The sequence below is a fragment of the Bradyrhizobium vignae genome (assembly GCF_900324035.1).
Taxonomy (GTDB): domain Bacteria; phylum Pseudomonadota; class Alphaproteobacteria; order Rhizobiales; family Xanthobacteraceae; genus Bradyrhizobium; species Bradyrhizobium vignae.
This window is the reverse complement of the sequence record NZ_LS398110.1, coordinates 5,086,675-5,104,221: the sequence shown is the minus strand read 5'-3', so window position 1 is coordinate 5,104,221 and position 17,547 is coordinate 5,086,675. Positions and strand designations below refer to the sequence as shown.

General features: G+C 62.2%; 15 protein-coding genes. 9 read left to right on the top strand and 6 right to left on the bottom strand.

Going from position 1 to position 17,547, the window contains the following annotated elements:
* Positions 1-55: 55 nt before the first annotated feature.
* The 4 genes from BRAD3257_RS24900 to BRAD3257_RS24885 all read right to left on the bottom strand — a co-directional run bounded on the left by BRAD3257_RS24900 (position 56) and on the right by BRAD3257_RS24885 (position 4,202).
* Positions 56-928 (bottom strand): ABC transporter ATP-binding protein, encoded by an 873-nt coding sequence (locus tag BRAD3257_RS24900; RefSeq protein WP_162500351.1) that lies wholly within the window; start codon positions 926-928, stop codon positions 56-58.
* Positions 925-1,827: an ABC transporter permease gene (locus tag BRAD3257_RS24895; RefSeq protein WP_122404045.1), complete on the bottom strand. Its 903-nt coding sequence runs from the start codon at positions 1,825-1,827 to the stop codon at positions 925-927. Before BRAD3257_RS24895 ends, BRAD3257_RS24900 begins: the two co-directional genes overlap by 4 nt.
* Positions 1,824-3,245 (bottom strand): ABC transporter substrate-binding protein, encoded by a 1,422-nt coding sequence (locus BRAD3257_RS24890; RefSeq protein ID WP_162500350.1) that lies wholly within the window; start codon positions 3,243-3,245, stop codon positions 1,824-1,826. Before BRAD3257_RS24890 ends, BRAD3257_RS24895 begins: the two co-directional genes overlap by 4 nt.
* A gap of 183 nt (positions 3,246-3,428) precedes the next feature.
* Positions 3,429-4,202: a Crp/Fnr family transcriptional regulator gene (locus BRAD3257_RS24885; RefSeq protein WP_174221590.1), complete on the bottom strand. Its 774-nt coding sequence runs from the start codon at positions 4,200-4,202 to the stop codon at positions 3,429-3,431.
* A 558-nt stretch (positions 4,203-4,760) separates the two neighbouring features.
* On the opposite strand from BRAD3257_RS24885, the gene BRAD3257_RS24880 reads away from it, so the two are divergent.
* The 3 genes from BRAD3257_RS24880 to BRAD3257_RS24870 are packed head-to-tail and all read left to right on the top strand — an operon-like array spanning position 4,761 to position 8,610.
* Positions 4,761-5,948, top strand: a complete 1,188-nt coding sequence (locus BRAD3257_RS24880) for a patatin-like phospholipase family protein (protein WP_122404042.1) — start codon at positions 4,761-4,763, stop codon at positions 5,946-5,948.
* Positions 5,949-5,957: 9 nt separating this feature from the next.
* Entirely contained in the window at positions 5,958-6,524 is a 567-nt protein-coding gene (locus tag BRAD3257_RS24875; protein WP_122404041.1) for a hypothetical protein, read from the top strand.
* Between the two features lie 49 nt (positions 6,525-6,573).
* Positions 6,574-8,610, top strand: coding sequence for a tetratricopeptide repeat protein (locus BRAD3257_RS24870; protein WP_122404040.1), 2,037 nt, complete (start codon positions 6,574-6,576; stop codon positions 8,608-8,610).
* Positions 8,611-8,644: 34 nt separating this feature from the next.
* On the opposite strand, the gene BRAD3257_RS24865 is transcribed toward BRAD3257_RS24870, so the two are convergent.
* On the bottom strand, positions 8,645-8,950 hold the full coding sequence (locus BRAD3257_RS24865) for a gamma-butyrobetaine hydroxylase-like domain-containing protein (protein WP_122404039.1): 306 nt from the start codon (positions 8,948-8,950) through the stop codon (positions 8,645-8,647).
* A gap of 208 nt (positions 8,951-9,158) precedes the next feature.
* On the opposite strand from BRAD3257_RS24865, the gene BRAD3257_RS24860 reads away from it, so the two are divergent.
* The 5 genes from BRAD3257_RS24860 (at position 9,159) to BRAD3257_RS24840 (ending at position 14,328) form a co-directional block, all read left to right on the top strand.
* On the top strand, positions 9,159-9,932 hold the full coding sequence (locus BRAD3257_RS24860) for a ferredoxin--NADP reductase (RefSeq protein WP_122406744.1): 774 nt from the start codon (positions 9,159-9,161) through the stop codon (positions 9,930-9,932).
* Positions 9,933-10,032: 100 nt separating this feature from the next.
* Positions 10,033-11,775: a fumarate reductase/succinate dehydrogenase flavoprotein subunit gene (locus BRAD3257_RS24855; RefSeq protein ID WP_122404038.1), complete on the top strand. Its 1,743-nt coding sequence runs from the start codon at positions 10,033-10,035 to the stop codon at positions 11,773-11,775.
* A gap of 32 nt (positions 11,776-11,807) precedes the next feature.
* Positions 11,808-12,041 (top strand): 4Fe-4S dicluster domain-containing protein, encoded by a 234-nt coding sequence (locus BRAD3257_RS24850; protein WP_011085981.1) that lies wholly within the window; start codon positions 11,808-11,810, stop codon positions 12,039-12,041.
* Positions 12,042-12,043: 2 nt separating this feature from the next.
* The gene (locus tag BRAD3257_RS24845; RefSeq protein ID WP_162500349.1) at positions 12,044-13,021 is read left to right on the top strand and encodes a HEAT repeat domain-containing protein; all 978 of its coding nucleotides are present in this window, start codon (positions 12,044-12,046) and stop codon (positions 13,019-13,021) included.
* Positions 13,022-13,155: 134 nt separating this feature from the next.
* On the top strand, positions 13,156-14,328 hold the full coding sequence (locus BRAD3257_RS24840; RefSeq protein ID WP_122406743.1) for a fumarylacetoacetate hydrolase family protein: 1,173 nt from the start codon (positions 13,156-13,158) through the stop codon (positions 14,326-14,328).
* A gap of 593 nt (positions 14,329-14,921) precedes the next feature.
* Here BRAD3257_RS24840 and BRAD3257_RS24835 read toward each other — a convergent pair.
* Positions 14,922-16,088 carry an IS110 family RNA-guided transposase gene (locus BRAD3257_RS24835; protein ID WP_122406309.1) on the bottom strand — a complete coding sequence of 389 codons (1,167 nt, stop codon included), beginning with the start codon at positions 16,086-16,088 and terminating at the stop codon, positions 14,922-14,924.
* 391 nt (positions 16,089-16,479) lie between these two features.
* Here BRAD3257_RS24835 and ytfQ point away from each other — a divergent pair, with 391 nt between their 5' ends.
* On the top strand, positions 16,480-17,445 hold the full coding sequence (gene ytfQ / locus BRAD3257_RS24830; protein ID WP_122404036.1) for a galactofuranose ABC transporter, galactofuranose-binding protein YtfQ: 966 nt from the start codon (positions 16,480-16,482) through the stop codon (positions 17,443-17,445).
* The last annotated feature ends 102 nt before the right edge of the window (positions 17,446-17,547 follow it).

Sequence of the window (17,547 nt, the reverse complement as noted above, 5' to 3'; positions counted from 1 at the left end):
CCACCTTCTCCCACAAGGGACAAGGGAAGAACAGCGCAAGCGTCGAGGGCGATCGCTAAATCACGTCCGCCAGCGAGTGCCCGTGCAGCTCGATGTTGAGTCCCTGCATGCCCATGTCGTTGATCTCGCCGCCCATCGCTTTGAGGCTTTCCTCGCGGATCAGGGACATCAGCCCGCGGCGCAGCGCCAAAAATTCCGACGACATCATCATGGATTGCTGCCGCGGCCGCTCCAGCGGGATCGGAATCTCCGCCTTGATCGAGCCGGGCCGCGCGGTCATGCAGTAAACGCGGTCGGATAGGAAGATGGCTTCATCGATGTCGTGGGTGACGAACAGCACTGAGATCTTCAGCCGCTGCCACATGTTGGTGAGGATCTGCTGCATGATGACGCGCGTCTGCGCGTCGAGCGCGCCGAACGGCTCGTCCAGCAGCAGCACCTTCGGTCCGGTCGCGAGCGCTCTTACGATGCCGACGCGCTGTTTCATGCCGCCGGAGAGCCTTTCCGGATAGTGCTTCTCGAACGCCTCCAGCCCCGCCAGCCCGAGCAGGGTGCGCGCGGCGCGCTCGCGCTGGGAGCGCGGCATGCCGCGCATCTTCAGGCCGAACTCGACATTCTCCCGCACCGTCTTCCAGGGAAACAGCGAATATTGCTGGAACACCATACCGCGCTCGGCGCTCGGGCCGTTCACGCGCTCGCCGTCGACGGTGACGATGCCCGTCGTGGGTTTAAGGAAGCCGGCGACGGCGTTGAGCAGCGTCGATTTTCCGCAACCGGAGGGGCCGACGATCGAGACGAACTCGCCGGGTTTCACATGGATTTGCGTATCGGTGACGGCCTGAACCGATCCCTCGATGGTCTCGTAGGCGAGGGAGAAGTTCTTGACTTCGATATGGCCCTTCGACGTGTTCGCAAGCATCTCGCTCATGTCGACCTCCACGGCATCACCAATTGTCCGGCGCCGCGGATCAACAGGCTAGAACCGAGGCCGAGCACGCCGATCGCGATCATGCCGAGCGCGATGTCGGCATACTGGACCAGCGAATAGGCCTCCCAGGTGAAATAGCCGATGCCGTACTGGCCCGAGATCATTTCGGCAGCGATCAGCGACACCCAGGCGACGCCCATGCCGACAGTGAGGCCGGTGAAGATGTGCGGCAGCGACGCCGGGAAATATACCTCGCGGAAGATCGAGCGCTCGCGCGCGCCGAGACATTGCGCCGCGCGGACCAGCACCGGATCGACCAGCGACATGCCGTGCAGCGTGTTGACCAGGATCGGGAAGAACGAGCCGAGGAAGGTGATGAAGACGATGCTTTGCTCGTTGGTCGGCCACAGCATGATCGCCATCGGCACCCAGGCGATCGCCGGGATCGGCCGCAGCACCTCGGCGACCGGGAAGATCACCTCGTGCACCAGCTTGAACCGGCCCATGATCAGGCCGAGCGGCACCCCGATGATCGCCGCCAGCGAGAAACCGATGAAGATGCGCCGGCAGCTCAAGAGGATGTGCATCAGGAATTTTGGATCGTGCATCGCCTTGGTGAAGCTCGCATAGACCGCGAGCGGCGAAGGCACGTTGGTGAAACGCACGAAGAACACGACGCGGTAGGTCGTGAGCAGGTGCCAGACCAGCAGGAAGGCGAGCAGCGAAATCAGGCCGATCGCGGTCGCACGCAGCCGGCTCTGGTTCAGCCGGTACCAGCGCAAAGCGAGCGTGCCGAACGAGGGCGGTGTTGCGGGCGGCCTGACGGCACGCACGGAGCCCGCCTCTGCAATGGCTGGCATGCTGTCCTCGGAATGTCTGAGGATGGCGGGATTGCTCACGTCTTGCCTCCGCTGACCGCCGCCTTCACCGCTTCGTCGAAGCCGAGCACCTTGCCGCCGATTTTGACCGCATAGGCTTCGGCGTCCTTCTTCAGCAGGAACGGAGTGACGTCGCCATTGCCGACCGCGAAGAAGGCCTGGTCGGCGAACAGCTTGATGCCGCGCGTGGTGTCGAAGACGTAGGCGACGTTGATCTTCTTGCCCTTGGCCTTGTAGTCGGCATAGGCACCCAGCGTGCAGGCGGCGGACGAGAACGGCAGGATGCCGGCGTCGTCCACCCAGACCTCGCCGGCCTTGCGCGGATCGGCGATCGGTTTCTTGCAGAAGGAATCTTCGCCGGAGATCTCGTAGTTCTTCGTGCTTGCAAGCTGCGCGTCGTAGTCGAGATTCATCTCGGCATAGGCCTTGCGGATGTAGCTGTCGTCGACCCACTTCTTCGGATCGAACTCCTTCATGCGGCCGAGGTTTTGCAGCACCTTCACATCGGCGGTGGCGGCATCGATCAGAGCCGGCTTGATCGTGGGATCGGTGGTCATGTTGCCGCTGGGGCCGAGAAAGATGTAGACCACTTCCTTGCTGATGCCGGTCCATTCCTGGATTTTTTCCGCAGCTAGCTTCGGGTCGTCGCGCAGCCACTGGTCGGCGGCGATCAGCGCCTTGAAATAGGCAACGACGACCTCAGGATATTTTTCGGCGAAATCGGTGCGGACGACGATGCCGTGGAAGGTCGGCAAGTTCGTCTCGACGCCGTCGAAGATCTTTCGCGCAAAGCCGCGGAACGGCAGCAACTCGGCAAAGGGGACGAAGTCGGCGTGGGCGTCGATCTTCTTTTCCTGGAGATTGGTCGAGCCGACCTCCGGGCTCTGGCTCACGAGTTGGAAGAAGTCGGATGCATAGCCGCGGTCCTGCATCGCCTTCAGCACCATGCCATGCGCGGCAGAGCCGAAGGGCACGCTGACCAGCTTGCCCTTGAGGTCGGCGAGGTCGTAGTAGGGCGAGTCCTTGTGGACGACGAGGCCGTTGCCGGAGCCCTCGAGGCTGTAGGCCGCAACGCCGACGAGGCGGCTCTTGCTCTCCGGGTTGTTCTCGAAGGTGAAGCCGTTCACGATCAGCGGATAGTCGCCCATCGTGCCGATCTGCAGCTTGTTCGCCATCATCGCGTTGGTGACCGGCGGCCCGGAGGTGAAGTTCTGCCACTCCAGCTCGAACTTGATGTTGGCGTATTTGCCGTCCCTCGGCAGATATTTTTCGAGCAGATGCAACTGGCGGATGACGACGCCCGCGGTCACCGTGTTGGTCGTGGTGTCCTGCGTTCCAATGCCGAGCGTGACGGTCTCCGCCGATGCCGGCTGCGTGACGAGGAGCGCCAGCGACGTCACCAGCATCGCGATCGAGAGCGTGGGAAGATGGCGGACCATTCTCATCCTCATTCGGTTGGATGTGCTGTGGTTGCCATGATTGGGTGAGGGCGCAGGCAGAGCAAATCCGGAGTGACCGCGGTAGTCGATTAGTTGCCGGGAAAAGCCGATTGCATACTCCTTGGGCAATCCTGCACTATAAAGCCGCTTGCCTGTGCACCGACCATCGTCGTCGCTGCCGCCTCAATCCGACGCCTGGCCGCGCATTTCCTCGAGAACGTCGGTCCGGCACACCACGATCTGCGACCGCTTGGTCAGGACGATTCCCTTCTCCTGCATCCGCTTCAGGCTGATCGTGACCCATTGCCTGGTGGCGCCGACCATGTGGGCGATGTCGGCATGGGTGAAGGCCGCCGCGATCACGGTGCCGTCGGCATCCTCGACGCCGTAGAGCTCGACGAGATGCAGCAAGAGATGCGCAAGGCGCTGCGTGATGGAGCGCGTTCCCAGCATCTGCGCCAGCGCCGAATAGCATTTGCCCTTGAAGGTGAGGCCTTCGATCAGGCCGATCGCGAGATTGGGGATCTCTGCGGCAAGGATGCGCAGTTCCTTTCCGGGCAGGTGCACGACGCTGCAATTGCTGGACGCAACGCCGGACCATTGGTGCACGGTGCCCTCGAACACTTCGGGACCGCCGACGAAATTGCCGACATGCCAGTAGGCCAATGTGATCTCGCGCCCGAGCGGCGAGGTGTAGAACACGCGGATGCGGCCGCTCTCGATCAGCCAGATGCCATCATGCTTGCCGCCCTGGCTGAACAGTGTCTGGCCGCGGTTGAGCACTTTTCGCCGGCCCTGCTTCAGCACCAACTCCCGCTCGCGCGGCGAGAGCTTGTCCATCAACGGTGGTGGACCGCCGATCCATTGCTGGTTCTCGGTGAGCAGCAGCGAGGAGCTGCCGGCAGACCGCATCGCGACTGGAACAGCTCCGCGAACCGCATTCGCCGCCTGCAACATCACCTTCCTCCGGAACGTTCAAATCGTTCTAAAGAGGAGCAATGTCCGTGCCAGATGGGGGCATACCGTGAGGGTGGCGGGAAGGGCCGCCGAACGCCCGCCGAACTCGCGATCGTGACAGCGCGCCGCACATCTAGAGCTTGCGTTCACGGTGGATACACGTCAGCATGTCGGGTGTCGAACGCGATCCGTATTTCATTCGTTGGCCGGTCGTTTCTGATGAGGTTTTTTTGCTCTGAACCGAACGATTGGGAATGGCGCCGGGTCGGGCGCACATTTTGATTGAAGCAGCCCTTCCTCGCGCGACGAGGATAGTCGTCAGATTGATACCGCCGCGGAGATGGACATGGCGGAACTTTCGATTTCAAGATCATCGTTACGAAGATCGCGCGTCGGCACGATCATTGAGAGGTCGTCTGCAGTTTCTCGGCTCCAAGCCACCGGACGAGCTGATGCTGGCGGTTTTGGACGAATACGACGAATACCAAGAGCACGTTGAAAAGCTGCGGCCGAAGCAGAATTGAAGTTCAGTTTATTGCGAGGAAACGGAGGGAATTTATGGCCAATTTAGTCGAAACTAAATTGACGTCTGCCGGACCAAAACGAATCCTTGCCTGCGACGGCGGCGGCATTCTCGGGCTGATGAGCGTGGAGATTCTCGCCAAGCTCGAAAGAGACCTGCGATCAGCGTCCGGCAACGACAAGCTCGTCCTCGCCGACTATTTCGATTTCGTCTGCGGCACGAGCACCGGTGCAATCATCGCGACCTGCATCTCACTCGGTATGTCCACGGATAAGATCCGCCAGTTCTACGTGGGCAGCGGTGAGCTGATGTTCGAGAAGTCCAGCATTCTCAAGCGTGCGCAGTACGCTTACAACGACGAACCGTTGGCAAAGATGCTTCGCGAGACGATCAATAAAGAGCTTGGATACGGGGCCACTGACCAGCCTGCGGAGCTCGGCGACGCGAATCTGAAGACTCTCCTCATGGTCGTGATGCGCAATCACACGACAGATTCGCCCTGGCCGGTCAGTAACAATCCGCGCGCCCACTACAACGACCGCAGCCGTCCCGACTGCAACCTCGGTTTACCGTTGTGGCAGCTCGTCCGTGCCAGCACAGCTGCGCCGACCTTCTTTCCCCCTGAGGTGGTGGTATTCGCGCAGGGGACAGCCAAGGAATACAGCTTCATCTTCGTCGACGGCGGGGTGACCACCTACAATAACCCGGCGTTTCTGGCCTTTCAGATGGCGACCGCACGAGCTTACCAGATGAACTGGGCCACCGGGCGCGACCAGCTCCTGATCGTGTCCGTCGGTACCGGCAATGCGCCACGCGAGCGGCCTGACTTGAAGGCAGGTGATCTTTGGCTGCTCGACCACGCCCGCAACATTCCGTCCGCGCTGATGAATGCGGCCAGTGCCGGCTGGGACATGGCCTGTCGGACGGTCGGCGATTGCCGATATGGCGCGCCGATAGACCGCGAGTTCGGTCACGCGATGCATATCGACCCCAAAGATCCACTGCCTTCGACCATTCCATCCCAGTTCACCTATGTCAGGTATGATCCGGACGTCACCGCGACGGGGTTGGCGGATCTGGGTCTCGCCAAGATTTCGCCCGCCGATGTGCAGGTGATGGACTCGGTCAAGCACATCAATCAGATCGGCGACGTGGGAGCGGCTTACGCCGAAAAATACGTCCTTCCCTCTACGCATTTCCCGAATTTCCCACCTCCCCGTTAAGGAGCAGTGATGCCGCAGGACCAACAGCAGAAGGCCGTTATCGCCCTGGCGGGCCGCCGCATCGACGCACCGGACGCGGAAGCGAAGCGCTTTCCGCTGGGCGCCGTGCCGTTGGTCCGCCAGCGGCTTGCCGATGTCTTTAGGCAGGAGCAGGCTGAGGCTTTGGTCTGCTCGGCCGCATGCGGGGCCGATCTCATTGCGCTCGAGGAGGCCGGACGCATGGGTATTCGGCGCCGGATCGTGCTGCCATTCGCGCCAGCCCGGTTCCGCGAGACGTCGGTGACCGATCGCCCTGGCGACTGGGGCGGACTATTCGATCGTGTGATGGGCGAGGTGGGGCAGGCGGGCGACGTCGTCGTGCTCGATGCCGGAGACGGTGACGCGGCCTACGCCGCGGCCAATGATGCGATCGTGAGGGAAGCGCTCGCGCTGTGCCGTGCCGAGGCGCCGCCATGCCGGCCCGTTGCGGTCATCGTCAACGAAGGCAGCTCCCGCGGCGCGGGCGATGCCACCGAGCAGTTTCGCGTCCTCGGACTGGCGGCGGGATTTGTGGAGCGGCCGGTCAGGACGAACTGAGATTTACATCATCCGGCCTGGACCAAGGCCGGCACGGAGGGGGGGAGGCATGACACGCGTCTTCGTGATCCGGCCATTTGGAATCAAGCCGGATTCTGCGGGAAAGCTCATCGATTTCAATCGGGTCCACGACGGGCTGATCACACCCGCGCTGGGAACCTTCGGTATCGCCGGGGGCACCACCGGCGACATTGTCGAGCCGGGCAATATCAGGGAAGACATGTTTAAGCTCCTCGTCGAGGCGGACCTCGTCATTGCCGATCTCACGATCCACAACGCTAACGTCTTCTACGAATTGGGAATCCGGCATGCTTTACGAAAGAAGCGTTCGATTCTGATCAAGGGTAAGCCGGTCGCGGATGGCCCTGTCTTCGATCTCCTGACCGATCGCTACCTTGCCTATACCGTTGACAAGCCGGAGGAGTCGGTCGTCGAGCTCACAGAGGTCATTCGTCAGGCCTTGGCAAGCGAGCGCGACACGGACAGTCCCATCTTCAAGATGTTGCCGACCTTACCCGAAGTCGAGCCGGCCGCCGTCTCGCAGGTCATTCCCAACGAGTTGATCGAAGAAATCGACCGGGCGAGAGCCGCACACTCGATGGGTTGGTTGCGTCTGCTTGCGAAGGAAGTGGAGGGCCTCCGCTTCGAGTGGCCGGCACTTCGCATGATCGGCCAGGCGCAATGGGATCTCGAAGACTATGACGGAGCGCTTACGACCTTCGTCAAGGTCGTTGAAGTCTATCCAAACGATGTCGCTGCCAACCTCGCATTGGCCAATATCTACGAGCGACGATATCGAAAAGAACGCGCGCAAGGCCGAAATCAACCCCAGCTCTTTGCTGCATCCGATGCTGCAATCGCTCGCGTCCTGTCGCTCGGTCAGGGCGTTACGGCCGCGCAGCGCGCCGAAGCGCTCGCCTTGAAGGGGCGAAACAAGAAGACGTCGTGGCGATTGAGTTTCGAAACGGTGCCGGATCAGGCCGAGAGACGAAGGATCGCCACCAGCGCGACGCTCAGAGAGGCATATGAAGCATATCGTGACGCCTACCTGACGGACTTGAATCATTTTTGGTCAGGCCTCGCCGCCTTTCAGCTCGGCCAAATTGCGTTGGACCTTTCCAAAGATGCGGAAGAATGGGAAGCGTCGTTTCCGAGCAATGGTGGGGCTTCATACTACCGCGAGAAGCTCCGTCAGTCAGTCGATCAGCTCAGCGCGCTCTTGCCGCTGGTCATCGATGCCGCCTTGGAGCGTTTGCCGGAAGGTCACAAGGATCGCGTTTGGGCCAAAATGGGCCCGGCCGATCTGGCTTTTTTGGTGGAGCCGAACGCCTCTCGCGTCGCTCGACTTTATCGCGATAGCGTTTCGGAATCCCACCTCTTTGCCTGGGACGCTGCCAAGGGGCAGATGAAACTGTTTGACAGCCTTGGCTTCCGCCCGAACTTGGCCGACGCGGTGATCGCGGCTGTCGAGGCGCATCTGTGCCGGCCCGCTGCGAAGGAAGACTATGAGATGGTCATTTTCTCCGGGCACTTGATCGATGAGCCGGGCCGTCCCGAGCCTCGCTTCCCTCCCGATAGGGTCGAAAAGGCCCGACAGCTCATCAAGGACCGGCTTCTGAGCCTTCAAAAGGAGGGAAGGAAGCTTCGCGTATTGGCATCGGCTGCGCCGGGCAGCGATATCATCTGTCACGAGGTTTGCGGAGAGATCAATGTCGACAGCACGCTGTGCCTTCCGATGCCCCGGAACGTCTATGCCAGCCAGGTTTTCACTGATGGATTTGATGCGTGGCGAACCCGGTATTTCAATCTGCTCGAGAAGCGGCCAGTGCTCGAACTGAGCGACCGTGCAGGGTTGCCGAATTGGCTGAGCACCAAGGCGGGAGTCGATGCCTGGGAGCGCGGCAACGAATGGGTGCTGAGAATGGCGTTGTCCAGCTCGGCGAAGAAAATCATGCTGCTTGCCCTGTGGAACCAGCATGAGGAACCAGGACGTGCCGGTGGGACCGGGCACAGCGTACGGATCGCACGCGGTTCTGGCAGTGTCGATGTTCACATCATCGACGCCCGGGAGCTGCTCGCGAACTGAGCCGACCGGCAATTTGAGGAGCGAGCAGCCGGCTTCACTGCCCCGCCAAGCTCAGCAAATACGGCTTCGGGTAAATCCCCCGGTTATGTCCGTCCGAGAATGAGATGTTCAGTCCGTAGCCGAGATCGCCAATCTCGGTGATCGCAATCCCCGGAAATGCTTCCGGGAAGCGGCCGTCGAAGCGGGCGCGGGTGCAGTGGGCGCATTTGCAGGAGAGGCGGAGTGTTTCGGCAGTGACGCTCAACGCATCGTTCTGCGTGGTGCGGACGAGGAGCGCCGCCAGATCGGCGCTGGCTTCATAGTCGGCTACGGTCGGTGCCAGCAATGCGGTCATGGTCATGATAAATCTCCGGCTTCTCTCTACGTCGGCGCAGGCGCCCACGAATAGCAACTAATTGCCGGTGCGGACACGTGGCGATGGCCTTCGCTGCCTCGTCTTCGGTCATCGCTCGCGAAATGTGCAACTAATCGACTGGGAATTTCACTTCCGAATTGCCGGGCTCTCCTCTCTCGGAACCTTGAACGTCACCGATGGCGAAGGAGAGATCATGAGCGCATTTCAGAGGGAAAGGGTTTTGTCGGTCAGGCACTGGACCGATTCTCTGTTCAGCTTCACCGCAACGCGAGATCCCGGCTTCCGCTTCCAGAACGGCCAGTTCGCGATGATCGGGCTCGAAGTCGAAGGCAAGCCGCTGATGCGGGCCTACAGCATGGCCAGTGCCAATCACGAGGAGGCGCTCGAATTCTTCTCGATCAAGGTCCAGGACGGTCCGCTAACCTCGCGCCTGCAGAAGATCAGAGAAGGCGACATCATCCTGGTCGGCCGCAAGGCGACGGGCACGTTGATCACCGGCAATCTCATGCCAGGCAAGCGCCTGTTACTGCTCTCGACCGGCACGGGACTCGCGCCCTTCGCCAGCTTGATCAAGGACCCCGACGTCTACGAGAATTACGAGACGATCGTGCTCGCCCATGGCTGTCGCCAGATCTCGGAACTCGCCTATGGCGAGCACCTCGTCGCGGGCCTGCGCAGTCACGAATTCTTCGGCCCCTTGATCCGCGACAAGCTGGTCTACTACCCGACCGTCACCCGCGAGCCGTTCCGGAACCGCGGCCGCATCACCGACCTGATCGCCTCAAACCAACTGTTCGACGACATCGGGCGGCCAGGCCTCGACATCGAGACCGACCGCATCATGCTGTGCGGCAGCCCCGCGATGCTGGAGGAACTGCACGCGATGTTCGCCGCACGCGGCTTCGTCGAGGGCAATCACAGCCAGCCCGGCCATTTCGTCATCGAAAAGGCCTTCGTCGAGCGCTGAGCCGCAAATCGCATCCCGGCGACAACTAATTGCTATCGCCGGGACGCCCCCTGAACAAATCTGACGCAAAGGCGCCGGATCGGCGAACCAGGAGCAAGTGATGGCACTAGATCAGATTGTCGACGGACTTTCGGAGGTTTCCTGCGATGTGCTGGTGATCGGCGGCGGCACGGCCGGCCCGATGGCGGCGCTGAAGGCGAAGCTGAAGAACCCGAAAGCCAATGTCGTCCTGCTCGAAAAGGCCAACGTCAAACGCTCCGGCGCGATCTCGATGGGCATGGATGGACTGAACAATGCCGTCATCCCCGGCTACGCGACGCCGGAGCAGTACACCAAGGAAATCACCATCGCCAACGACGGCATCGTCGACCAGAAGGCGGTCTATAAATACGCGCAGAACTGTTACAAAATCATCGAAGAACTCGACAGCTTCGGCATCCGCTTCCTCAAGAACGAAAACGGCGACTACGCGGTCAAGAAGGTGCACCATATCGGCACCTACGTCCTGCCGATGCCGAACGGCGAGACCGTGAAGAAGGCGCTGTACCGCCAGCTTCGCCGCGCCCGCATCTTGATCTCAAACCGCTACATGGCAACGCGGCTGCTGAAGTCCTCTGATGGCCGCATCGCCGGTGCGATCAGCGTCAATACGCGCACGGCGGAGATGCTGGTGATCAAGGCCAAGGCCGTGATCCTTTGCATGGGCGCGGCCGGCCGGCTCGGTTTGCCGACCTCCGGCTACATGTTCGGCACTTACGAGAACGCCGCCAATTCCGGCGACGGCTACGCCATGGCCTATCACGCCGGCGCGGCGCTCGCGAACCTCGAATGCTTCCAGATCAATCCGCTGATCAAGGACTATAACGGCCCGGCCTGCGCCTATGTCGCGGGTCCCTTCGGCGCATATACGGCGAACAACGAAGGCGCGCGCTTCATCGAATGCGACTACTGGTCCGGTCAGATGATGCTGGAGTTCTACAACGAGCTCTTGTCCGGCAAGGGCCCGGTGTTCCTCCAGCTCAAGCATCTGCACCCCGACACCATCTCCGAGATCGAGTCCACGCTGCACAAGGTCGAGCGTCCGACGCGCGGCCTGTTCCAGCAGGGGCGCGGCGTCGACTATCGCAGCGAGTCGATCGAGATGCACATCTCCGAGATCGGCTTCTGCTCCGGCCACAGTGCCTCCGGCGTGTTCGTCGACGACAATGCGCGCACCACCATTCCTGGTCTTTACGCAGCCGGCGACATGGCGAGCGTGCCGCACAATTACATGCTGGGCGCCTTCACCAACGGTTCGGTCGCCGGCATCGACGCGATGGAGTTCGCCGACGGACATGATTTTGCGGAGTTCGACGCAGGCGATGTCGCGCTGGAGCGCGACCGCGTGATGGCGCCGACCAAGCGCGAGGACGGCATTCCGCCGAACCAGATCGAGTACAAGGCGCGCCGCCTGGTCAACGACTATCTCCAGCCGCCGAAGGTCACGCGCAAATACGAGCTCGGCATGCGCCGTCTGGCGGAGGCGCGCGAGGACATGCAGGAGCGCATGATCGCACGCAACGCGCACGAGCTGCTCCGCGCCCTCGAAGTGCAGTCGATCATGGACTGCGCCGACATGGCCGCGCACGCCTCGCTCTATCGCGAGGAGAGCCGCTGGGGTCTCTATCACTGGCGCACGGATTTCCCGGAAAAGGACAACGAGAATTGGTTCTGCCATGCGCTGCTGAGCAAGCGCGACGGCAAGATGACCAGCGAGAAGCGCGCAGTCGAACCGTACGTCGTGCCGATCTCCGACGACGAGAAGGACCTCTACGACAAGCAGCGCATCCGCGCCTCGGCCTGATCCACCAGAAATGCAGCAACAGGAGACATCAAATGCCTCTCGCGTCCTATCAGACATCGGTTCCGGTGGTCGTCGACGACGCCAAATGCATCGCGGACAAGGGCTGCACGGTGTGCGTCGATGTCTGCCCGCTCGACGTGCTGCGCATCAGCGAGATGACGAACAAGGCTTACATGGCCTATGACGAGTGTTGGTACTGTATGCCCTGCGAGGCCGATTGCCCGACCGGCGCCGTCACCGTCAACATTCCGTACCTGTTGAGGTGATCATGTCGAGCCCGTTCGAATCCTACGACGATCTAGAGGACGCCGACGAGCGGCTTCAGGCCGCCGATCCCGCCGAGCGCCGCGTCGCCATCATCGCGCTCGGCCATTCCGCCGATCCGGCAGCGGTCGCGCATCTCGCCAACTTGGTCGCAGATCCCGATGTGGGCGTGCGCCAGCAGGTCGCGATGGCGCTCGGGGAGTTCGATGGGCCGGAGGCCGCGAGCGCACTGGTCAAGCTGCTTGTCGACCCCGAAAGGATCGTTGCGGCAGCCGCGGCCGACAGCATGGCAGAGTTCAAGGATCCCGCCTGCGCCAAGATCATCCTGCCACTGGTGAAGCATGCCCACGCCTTCGTCCGTATGGGCGCGCTGCGCGCGCTCAAGGAATTACGCTGCAAGGACACGCTTAAGCCGGCGCTGGAAGCGCTCCAGGACACTGACGCCGCCGTCCGCGTGCAAGCGATCGGCGTGATCGGCTTTCTCAAGCTGGAGGAGTCCATCCCGGCACTAACGGCGTTGATCAACGACCCTGATGCTCATGTGCGCCGTGCCGCCGTGAGCGCGCTGGCGTTCTCGCAGATGAAACCTGCGGCCGAGACCATCACGCGCGCGTTGAAGGATGCCGACTGGATGGTGCGCGAGATGGCGGCCGAAACGCTGGGCCTCAATATCAACGGTTCGCTGGCCGCCGATCAACTGACCGTCTGCCTTGCCGACGAGTTCTGGCAGGTGCGGCTGAAGGCGATCCGCAGCCTCGGCAAGATGAAGATCGAGCGGGCGGTGCGGCCGATCGGCAATTGCGTCAACCACGACCAGGCGAACTTGCGGAAAGAGGCGGCTGCGGCGCTTGGCGAGATCGCCCATCCCGACGGCGAGGCGTTCCTGGCCATCATCGCCGACGATCCAGATCCCGATGTGCGCAAGAACGCGCGCTGGGCGCTGCAGCAGATCGCGGCGCGAAAGGCGCGAGCAGGGGCATAAGAGGCGCGGGCGGCGGCATAGCGGCTCGTCGCGGCCGCTCTGGACTTCCCGCGCCAGACGTTTATTGGTCTTCGCCAATGGGACCGGCCGCCGCAAATGCGACCGATCCCAAAGAAACAGCGAGGACGCCGGCCATGACGAGTTTGACTGTGAAAGACCTTCTCCCCGAGGACGGCACGCGGGGAACATTGGCCGGCCGCGTCTGGCTGCCGCAGGTGAATGGTCCGGCCGTGGTCGCCGTCCGGGGCGACGGCGTCTTCGATGTTACCGCACGATTTCCGACCATCAGCGCGCTGTGCGAGGAGGACGATCCGGCCAAGGCGCTCGCTGCGACCAAGGGCGAATGCATCGGCGATCTCGAATCCATTGTTGCCAATACGGCGCCCGATCGTCGCGATTCCAAGAAGCCGTGGCTGCTCGCGCCGGTCGATCTCCAGACCTTGAAAGCTGCCGGCGTCACCTTCGCGATCTCGATGTTGGAACGCGTCATCGAGGAGCGCGCGAAGGGTAATCCGGCCTCGGCCGAGGCGATCCGCAAAGAGGTGACGCGGTTGATCGGCGACGATCTGTCAAAACTCAAGCCGGGCTCGGACCAGGCGATGCACCTGAAGCAGGTGCTGATCGATCAGAACGCGTGGAGCCAGTATCTCGAAGTCGGTATCGGCCCGGATGCCGAAGTCTTCACCAAGGCGCCGACCCTGTCCTCGGTCGGCACCGGCATGGATGCCGGGCTGCATCCGAAATCGACCTGGAACAATCCAGAGCCCGAGCTCGTGCTGTTCGTCTCGAGCCGCGGCAAGATCGTCGGCGGTGCGCTCGGCAACGACGTCAATTTGCGGGACTTCGAGGGCCGTTCGGCGCTGCTGCTCTCGAAGGCCAAGGACAACAATGCGTCCTGCTCCATTGGTCCGCTGCTGCGCCTGTTCGACGACACCTTCACGCTCGACGACGCGCGCAAGCTCGATATCAGCCTGAACGTGACGGGCACTGATGGTTTCGTCCTCGACGGCCATTCCTCGATCAGCAAGATCAGCCGCGATCCGACCGATCTCGTCGCGCAGACCATCGGCAAGATCCATCAATATCCCGATGGTTTCGTGCTGTTCCTCGGCACCATGTTCGCACCCGTGAAGGATCGCGACGCGCCGGGGCAGGGCTTCACCCACAAGCGCGACGACATCGTCACGATCGCAGCGCCCCAGCTCGGCAAGCTCGTCAACCGCATGCGCACGAGCGACGAGTGCGAGCCCTGGACCTTCGGTATCGGCGCGCTGATGAAGAACCTGGCGCAGCGCAAGCTGATTTAGTGCTGCGGCCTTCGCCTCTCCCGCGTGCGGGGAGATGCAATCGGGTGAGGGGACTCTCCACGAGTCAATCTGCTTGAGCGACCCAGAGCTCCATGAGCGCAGCGAAGCAATCCAGAATCCGTCCGTGGAACGACTCTGGATTGCTCACATGGGGATTTGGTGTGTCAAGGCGGTTTGTTCAGCTCTTTGTTCGATTGCAGGCCAGCTCTTCGTCCCGACCGTGGAGCACGTAGGATGGCGCGCGCAGTCAAGGTCGGCCCGTAGGGCCGTCGCGAAGCGACTTGGCCTTGACTCGAGCGAGCACGCCATCAGGCTTTGGCAGTCGGGGCAGCGGGCGGATAACTCCTTTTCGTCAGGCGATCCAAGGGTCGAGCCGGTTTTTGCAATCTGGTTTGCTTGCCAGATCAAACTCACATTCGGTCGCCGCGCGGCGGCGGCTGCACCAACATTCCGCTTGCGGCGGGCAGGCTCGAGAGGACGAGACCATTCTTCGTTACGGCGTTTGAAGCCATGCAATCCATCGGTTCGTCCACCCGGATCGGCCGAGGCTGATCAATCTCGGCGGATTGGCTTTGAGGCTGAGGAGCGTGGTGTCAGGCGGCGGCCTTTATCTCGGCTCCCTCGATCACCACGCCCGCGGTCACGTACTTCCAGAGGGCCACGAGCAGCTTGCGCGCGAGCGCCACGATCGCGCGCTTGCGGCCGCGTTGGCTGTGCACCTTGAACCACTGGGTCAAAGCCGATTGAGGCTGGTGGCGTACCCAGAGCCAGGCGAGCTGGATCATCGTGGTTCTCAGGCGCGGATTGCCAGCCTTCGACACGCCTTGCTCGCGCTCGATGCCGCCACTGCGCCATGGCGTGGCTGCAAGGCCGGCATAGGATGCAATCTGGCGGCGGTTGGCGAACTGCCGGTAAAAGGCCTCCGACCAGAGAACGGCCGTGAAGTTCGGGCCCAGGCTCTTCAGTTCGAGCAGCATTGCCACCGGGTTCGATACGGTCTTCTCCCCCGCCGCCTTGCTCGCGGCCAGCAACGCATCCTGCTCGCGCTCCACCGCCGTGATCTGGTCGAGCAGCAGTTCGAGCCGGTCGAGTTCGCGGCTGATCTGCGCCTTCAGATGCGCCAGCAAGGCGCGCCCGTCGCCCGTCCGCAAGGCCTCCAGCCGCTTCCGCCGGTCTCGCCGCAGCGGCGCGTAGTCGAAGATCCCTTGCGCGAACAGAAGACCCTTGATCCGGTTCACATGCTCGATCCGCTCCGCGATCAAGGTCTCTCGCTCGCGGCACAGCCTACGGCGGTCCTCCTCTGCCGGAGAGGGCGCAACGACCATGGCGCAGACCCGTACCTCGCCGCGCTTGTAGGCCAGCAGCGTCCGCAACAGCGTCTCGCCATCCAGCCGGTCCGTCTTGGCCCGCCGGCGCCGGCGCGGCGTCGCAATCGAGGCCGGATCGACTACGTGGCTCTCGATGCCTTCCTGCTGCAGGGCGCGGTGAAGCCAGAACCCGTCCAGCCCCGCCTCCTGGATCGCGATGAGCGGATAGCTCTCACCCGTTCGCGCCTGCGCCTTGCGCTTCAGCTCCGCAAACAGCTTCAACAGTTCCGAAAGGTCGCCGGCCTTCATGCTGCGTTTGGACATCTTCTCGCCCTTGCAGGGCGACAGCGAAGTGACCAGCCATGTCGAACGGCTCAGTTCCAATGACACAAAAATTGCGCCAAACTGCGTGCGGATAGCGGCCAGTCCGTCGGAAGGATGATCGAGCAACATCGTCGTCTCCAGGTTGAATGGATTCAGCAACCCTCAGTCTGGCCTCAGACCTGGTCGCTATCCACTCCCCATGGAATCTTCGCTGCGCTCGCAATGACGAGGAGGAGAGGTCGCGAGCTCGTCTGTCACCGTCCTCGCAGAGACTCACTCATCCCAACGGCCGCACAATCTCCTTCATCTCCGCGTTGCATCCCCGGAACAATATCGCGCTTGGCGTGTCTTAGATTCGCCTATCGTTGCGAACGCGCATTTTCCTCCAAATAGTCAAATAATATGACTAGTCGGAACCCATCTTCCATGGAATAGTGCCTTCCGTCGGCCTACAGGCTGGCCTGAGGGTGCCATGACACCAATCGGCGCCCCGGATAAAACATCTTGGGAGACACGCCTGATGACCCCTAAAGTCCTCTTTGCGGCCAGCGCCATGGCCTCCTTGCTGCTCGCGCTGCCGGCCAGTGCCGGCCAGCTCACCATCGGCTTCTCGCAGATCGGATCGGAATCCGGCTGGCGGGCGGCCGAGACGTCGGTCTCCAAGCAGGAGGCCGCCAAGCGCCAGGTCAATCTCAAGATCGCCGACGCCCAGCAGAAGCAGGAAAACCAGATCAAGGCGATCCGCTCCTTCATCGCGCAGAACGTCGATTCGATCTTCCTCGCGCCCGTCGTCTCGACGGGGTGGGATTCGGTGCTGAAGGAAGCAAAGGAGGCCAAGATCCCGGTCGTGCTGCTCGACCGCGATATCGATCCTTCCGGCAAGGACCTCTATCTCACCGCCGTCACCTCCGATAGCGTGCACGAAGGCGAGGTCGCCGGCGAGTGGCTGGCGAAGACGGTCGGCAGCAAGGCGTGCAACATCGTCGAATTGCAGGGCACGGTCGGCGCCAGCGTCGCCGCCAATCGCAAGAAGGGCTTCGACACTGCGATTGCCAAGCATGCGAACCTGAAACTGGTGCGCAGCCAGACCGGCGACTTCACCCGCGCCAAGGGCAAGGAGGTGATGGAGAGCTTCATCAAGGCGGAAGGCGGCGGCAAGTCGATCTGCGCCGTCTACGCGCACAATGACGACATGATGGTCGGCGCGATCCAGGCGATGAAGGAGGCCGGCCTCAAGCCCGGCAAGGAGATCCTCACCGTCTCGATCGACGCGGTGCCCGACATCTTCAAGGCGATGGCCGCCGGCGAAGCCAACGCCACCGTCGAGCTGACGCCGAACATGGCCGGGCCCGCGCTCGATGCCATCGCGGCGTTCAAGGACAAGGGTACGGTACCGCCGAAATGGATCCAGACCGAGTCCAAGCTCTATACCGCCGCCGACGATCCGCAGAAGATCTACGACAGCAAGAAGGGCCTCGGTTACTGAGGCGGGCAATACGCCGGATTGCTTCCAGCGGTCCGGTCACCCTTCGAAACCGCTGCGCGAACGAATAGGCTTGGCGTCCGCATCATCAGCGGACGCCGGTGG

Coding starts and splice junctions, on each gene's coding strand:
- BRAD3257_RS24840 (WP_122406743.1), top strand. CDS start 13,156: ATGACGAGTTTGACTGTGAAAGACCTTCTCCCCGAGGACGGCACGCGG.
- BRAD3257_RS24885 (WP_174221590.1), bottom strand. CDS start 4,202: ATGTTGCAGGCGGCGAATGCGGTTCGCGGAGCTGTTCCAGTCGCGATG.
- BRAD3257_RS24880 (WP_122404042.1), top strand. CDS start 4,761: ATGGCCAATTTAGTCGAAACTAAATTGACGTCTGCCGGACCAAAACGA.
- BRAD3257_RS24900 (WP_162500351.1), bottom strand. CDS start 928: ATGAGCGAGATGCTTGCGAACACGTCGAAGGGCCATATCGAAGTCAAG.
- BRAD3257_RS24850 (WP_011085981.1), top strand. CDS start 11,808: ATGCCTCTCGCGTCCTATCAGACATCGGTTCCGGTGGTCGTCGACGAC.
- BRAD3257_RS24845 (WP_162500349.1), top strand. CDS start 12,044: ATGTCGAGCCCGTTCGAATCCTACGACGATCTAGAGGACGCCGACGAG.
- ytfQ (WP_122404036.1), top strand. CDS start 16,480: ATGACCCCTAAAGTCCTCTTTGCGGCCAGCGCCATGGCCTCCTTGCTG.
- BRAD3257_RS24835 (WP_122406309.1), bottom strand. CDS start 16,088: ATGTTGCTCGATCATCCTTCCGACGGACTGGCCGCTATCCGCACGCAG.
- BRAD3257_RS24870 (WP_122404040.1), top strand. CDS start 6,574: ATGACACGCGTCTTCGTGATCCGGCCATTTGGAATCAAGCCGGATTCT.
- BRAD3257_RS24890 (WP_162500350.1), bottom strand. CDS start 3,245: ATGGTCCGCCATCTTCCCACGCTCTCGATCGCGATGCTGGTGACGTCG.
- BRAD3257_RS24855 (WP_122404038.1), top strand. CDS start 10,033: ATGGCACTAGATCAGATTGTCGACGGACTTTCGGAGGTTTCCTGCGAT.
- BRAD3257_RS24860 (WP_122406744.1), top strand. CDS start 9,159: ATGAGCGCATTTCAGAGGGAAAGGGTTTTGTCGGTCAGGCACTGGACC.
- BRAD3257_RS24875 (WP_122404041.1), top strand. CDS start 5,958: ATGCCGCAGGACCAACAGCAGAAGGCCGTTATCGCCCTGGCGGGCCGC.
- BRAD3257_RS24865 (WP_122404039.1), bottom strand. CDS start 8,950: ATGACCATGACCGCATTGCTGGCACCGACCGTAGCCGACTATGAAGCC.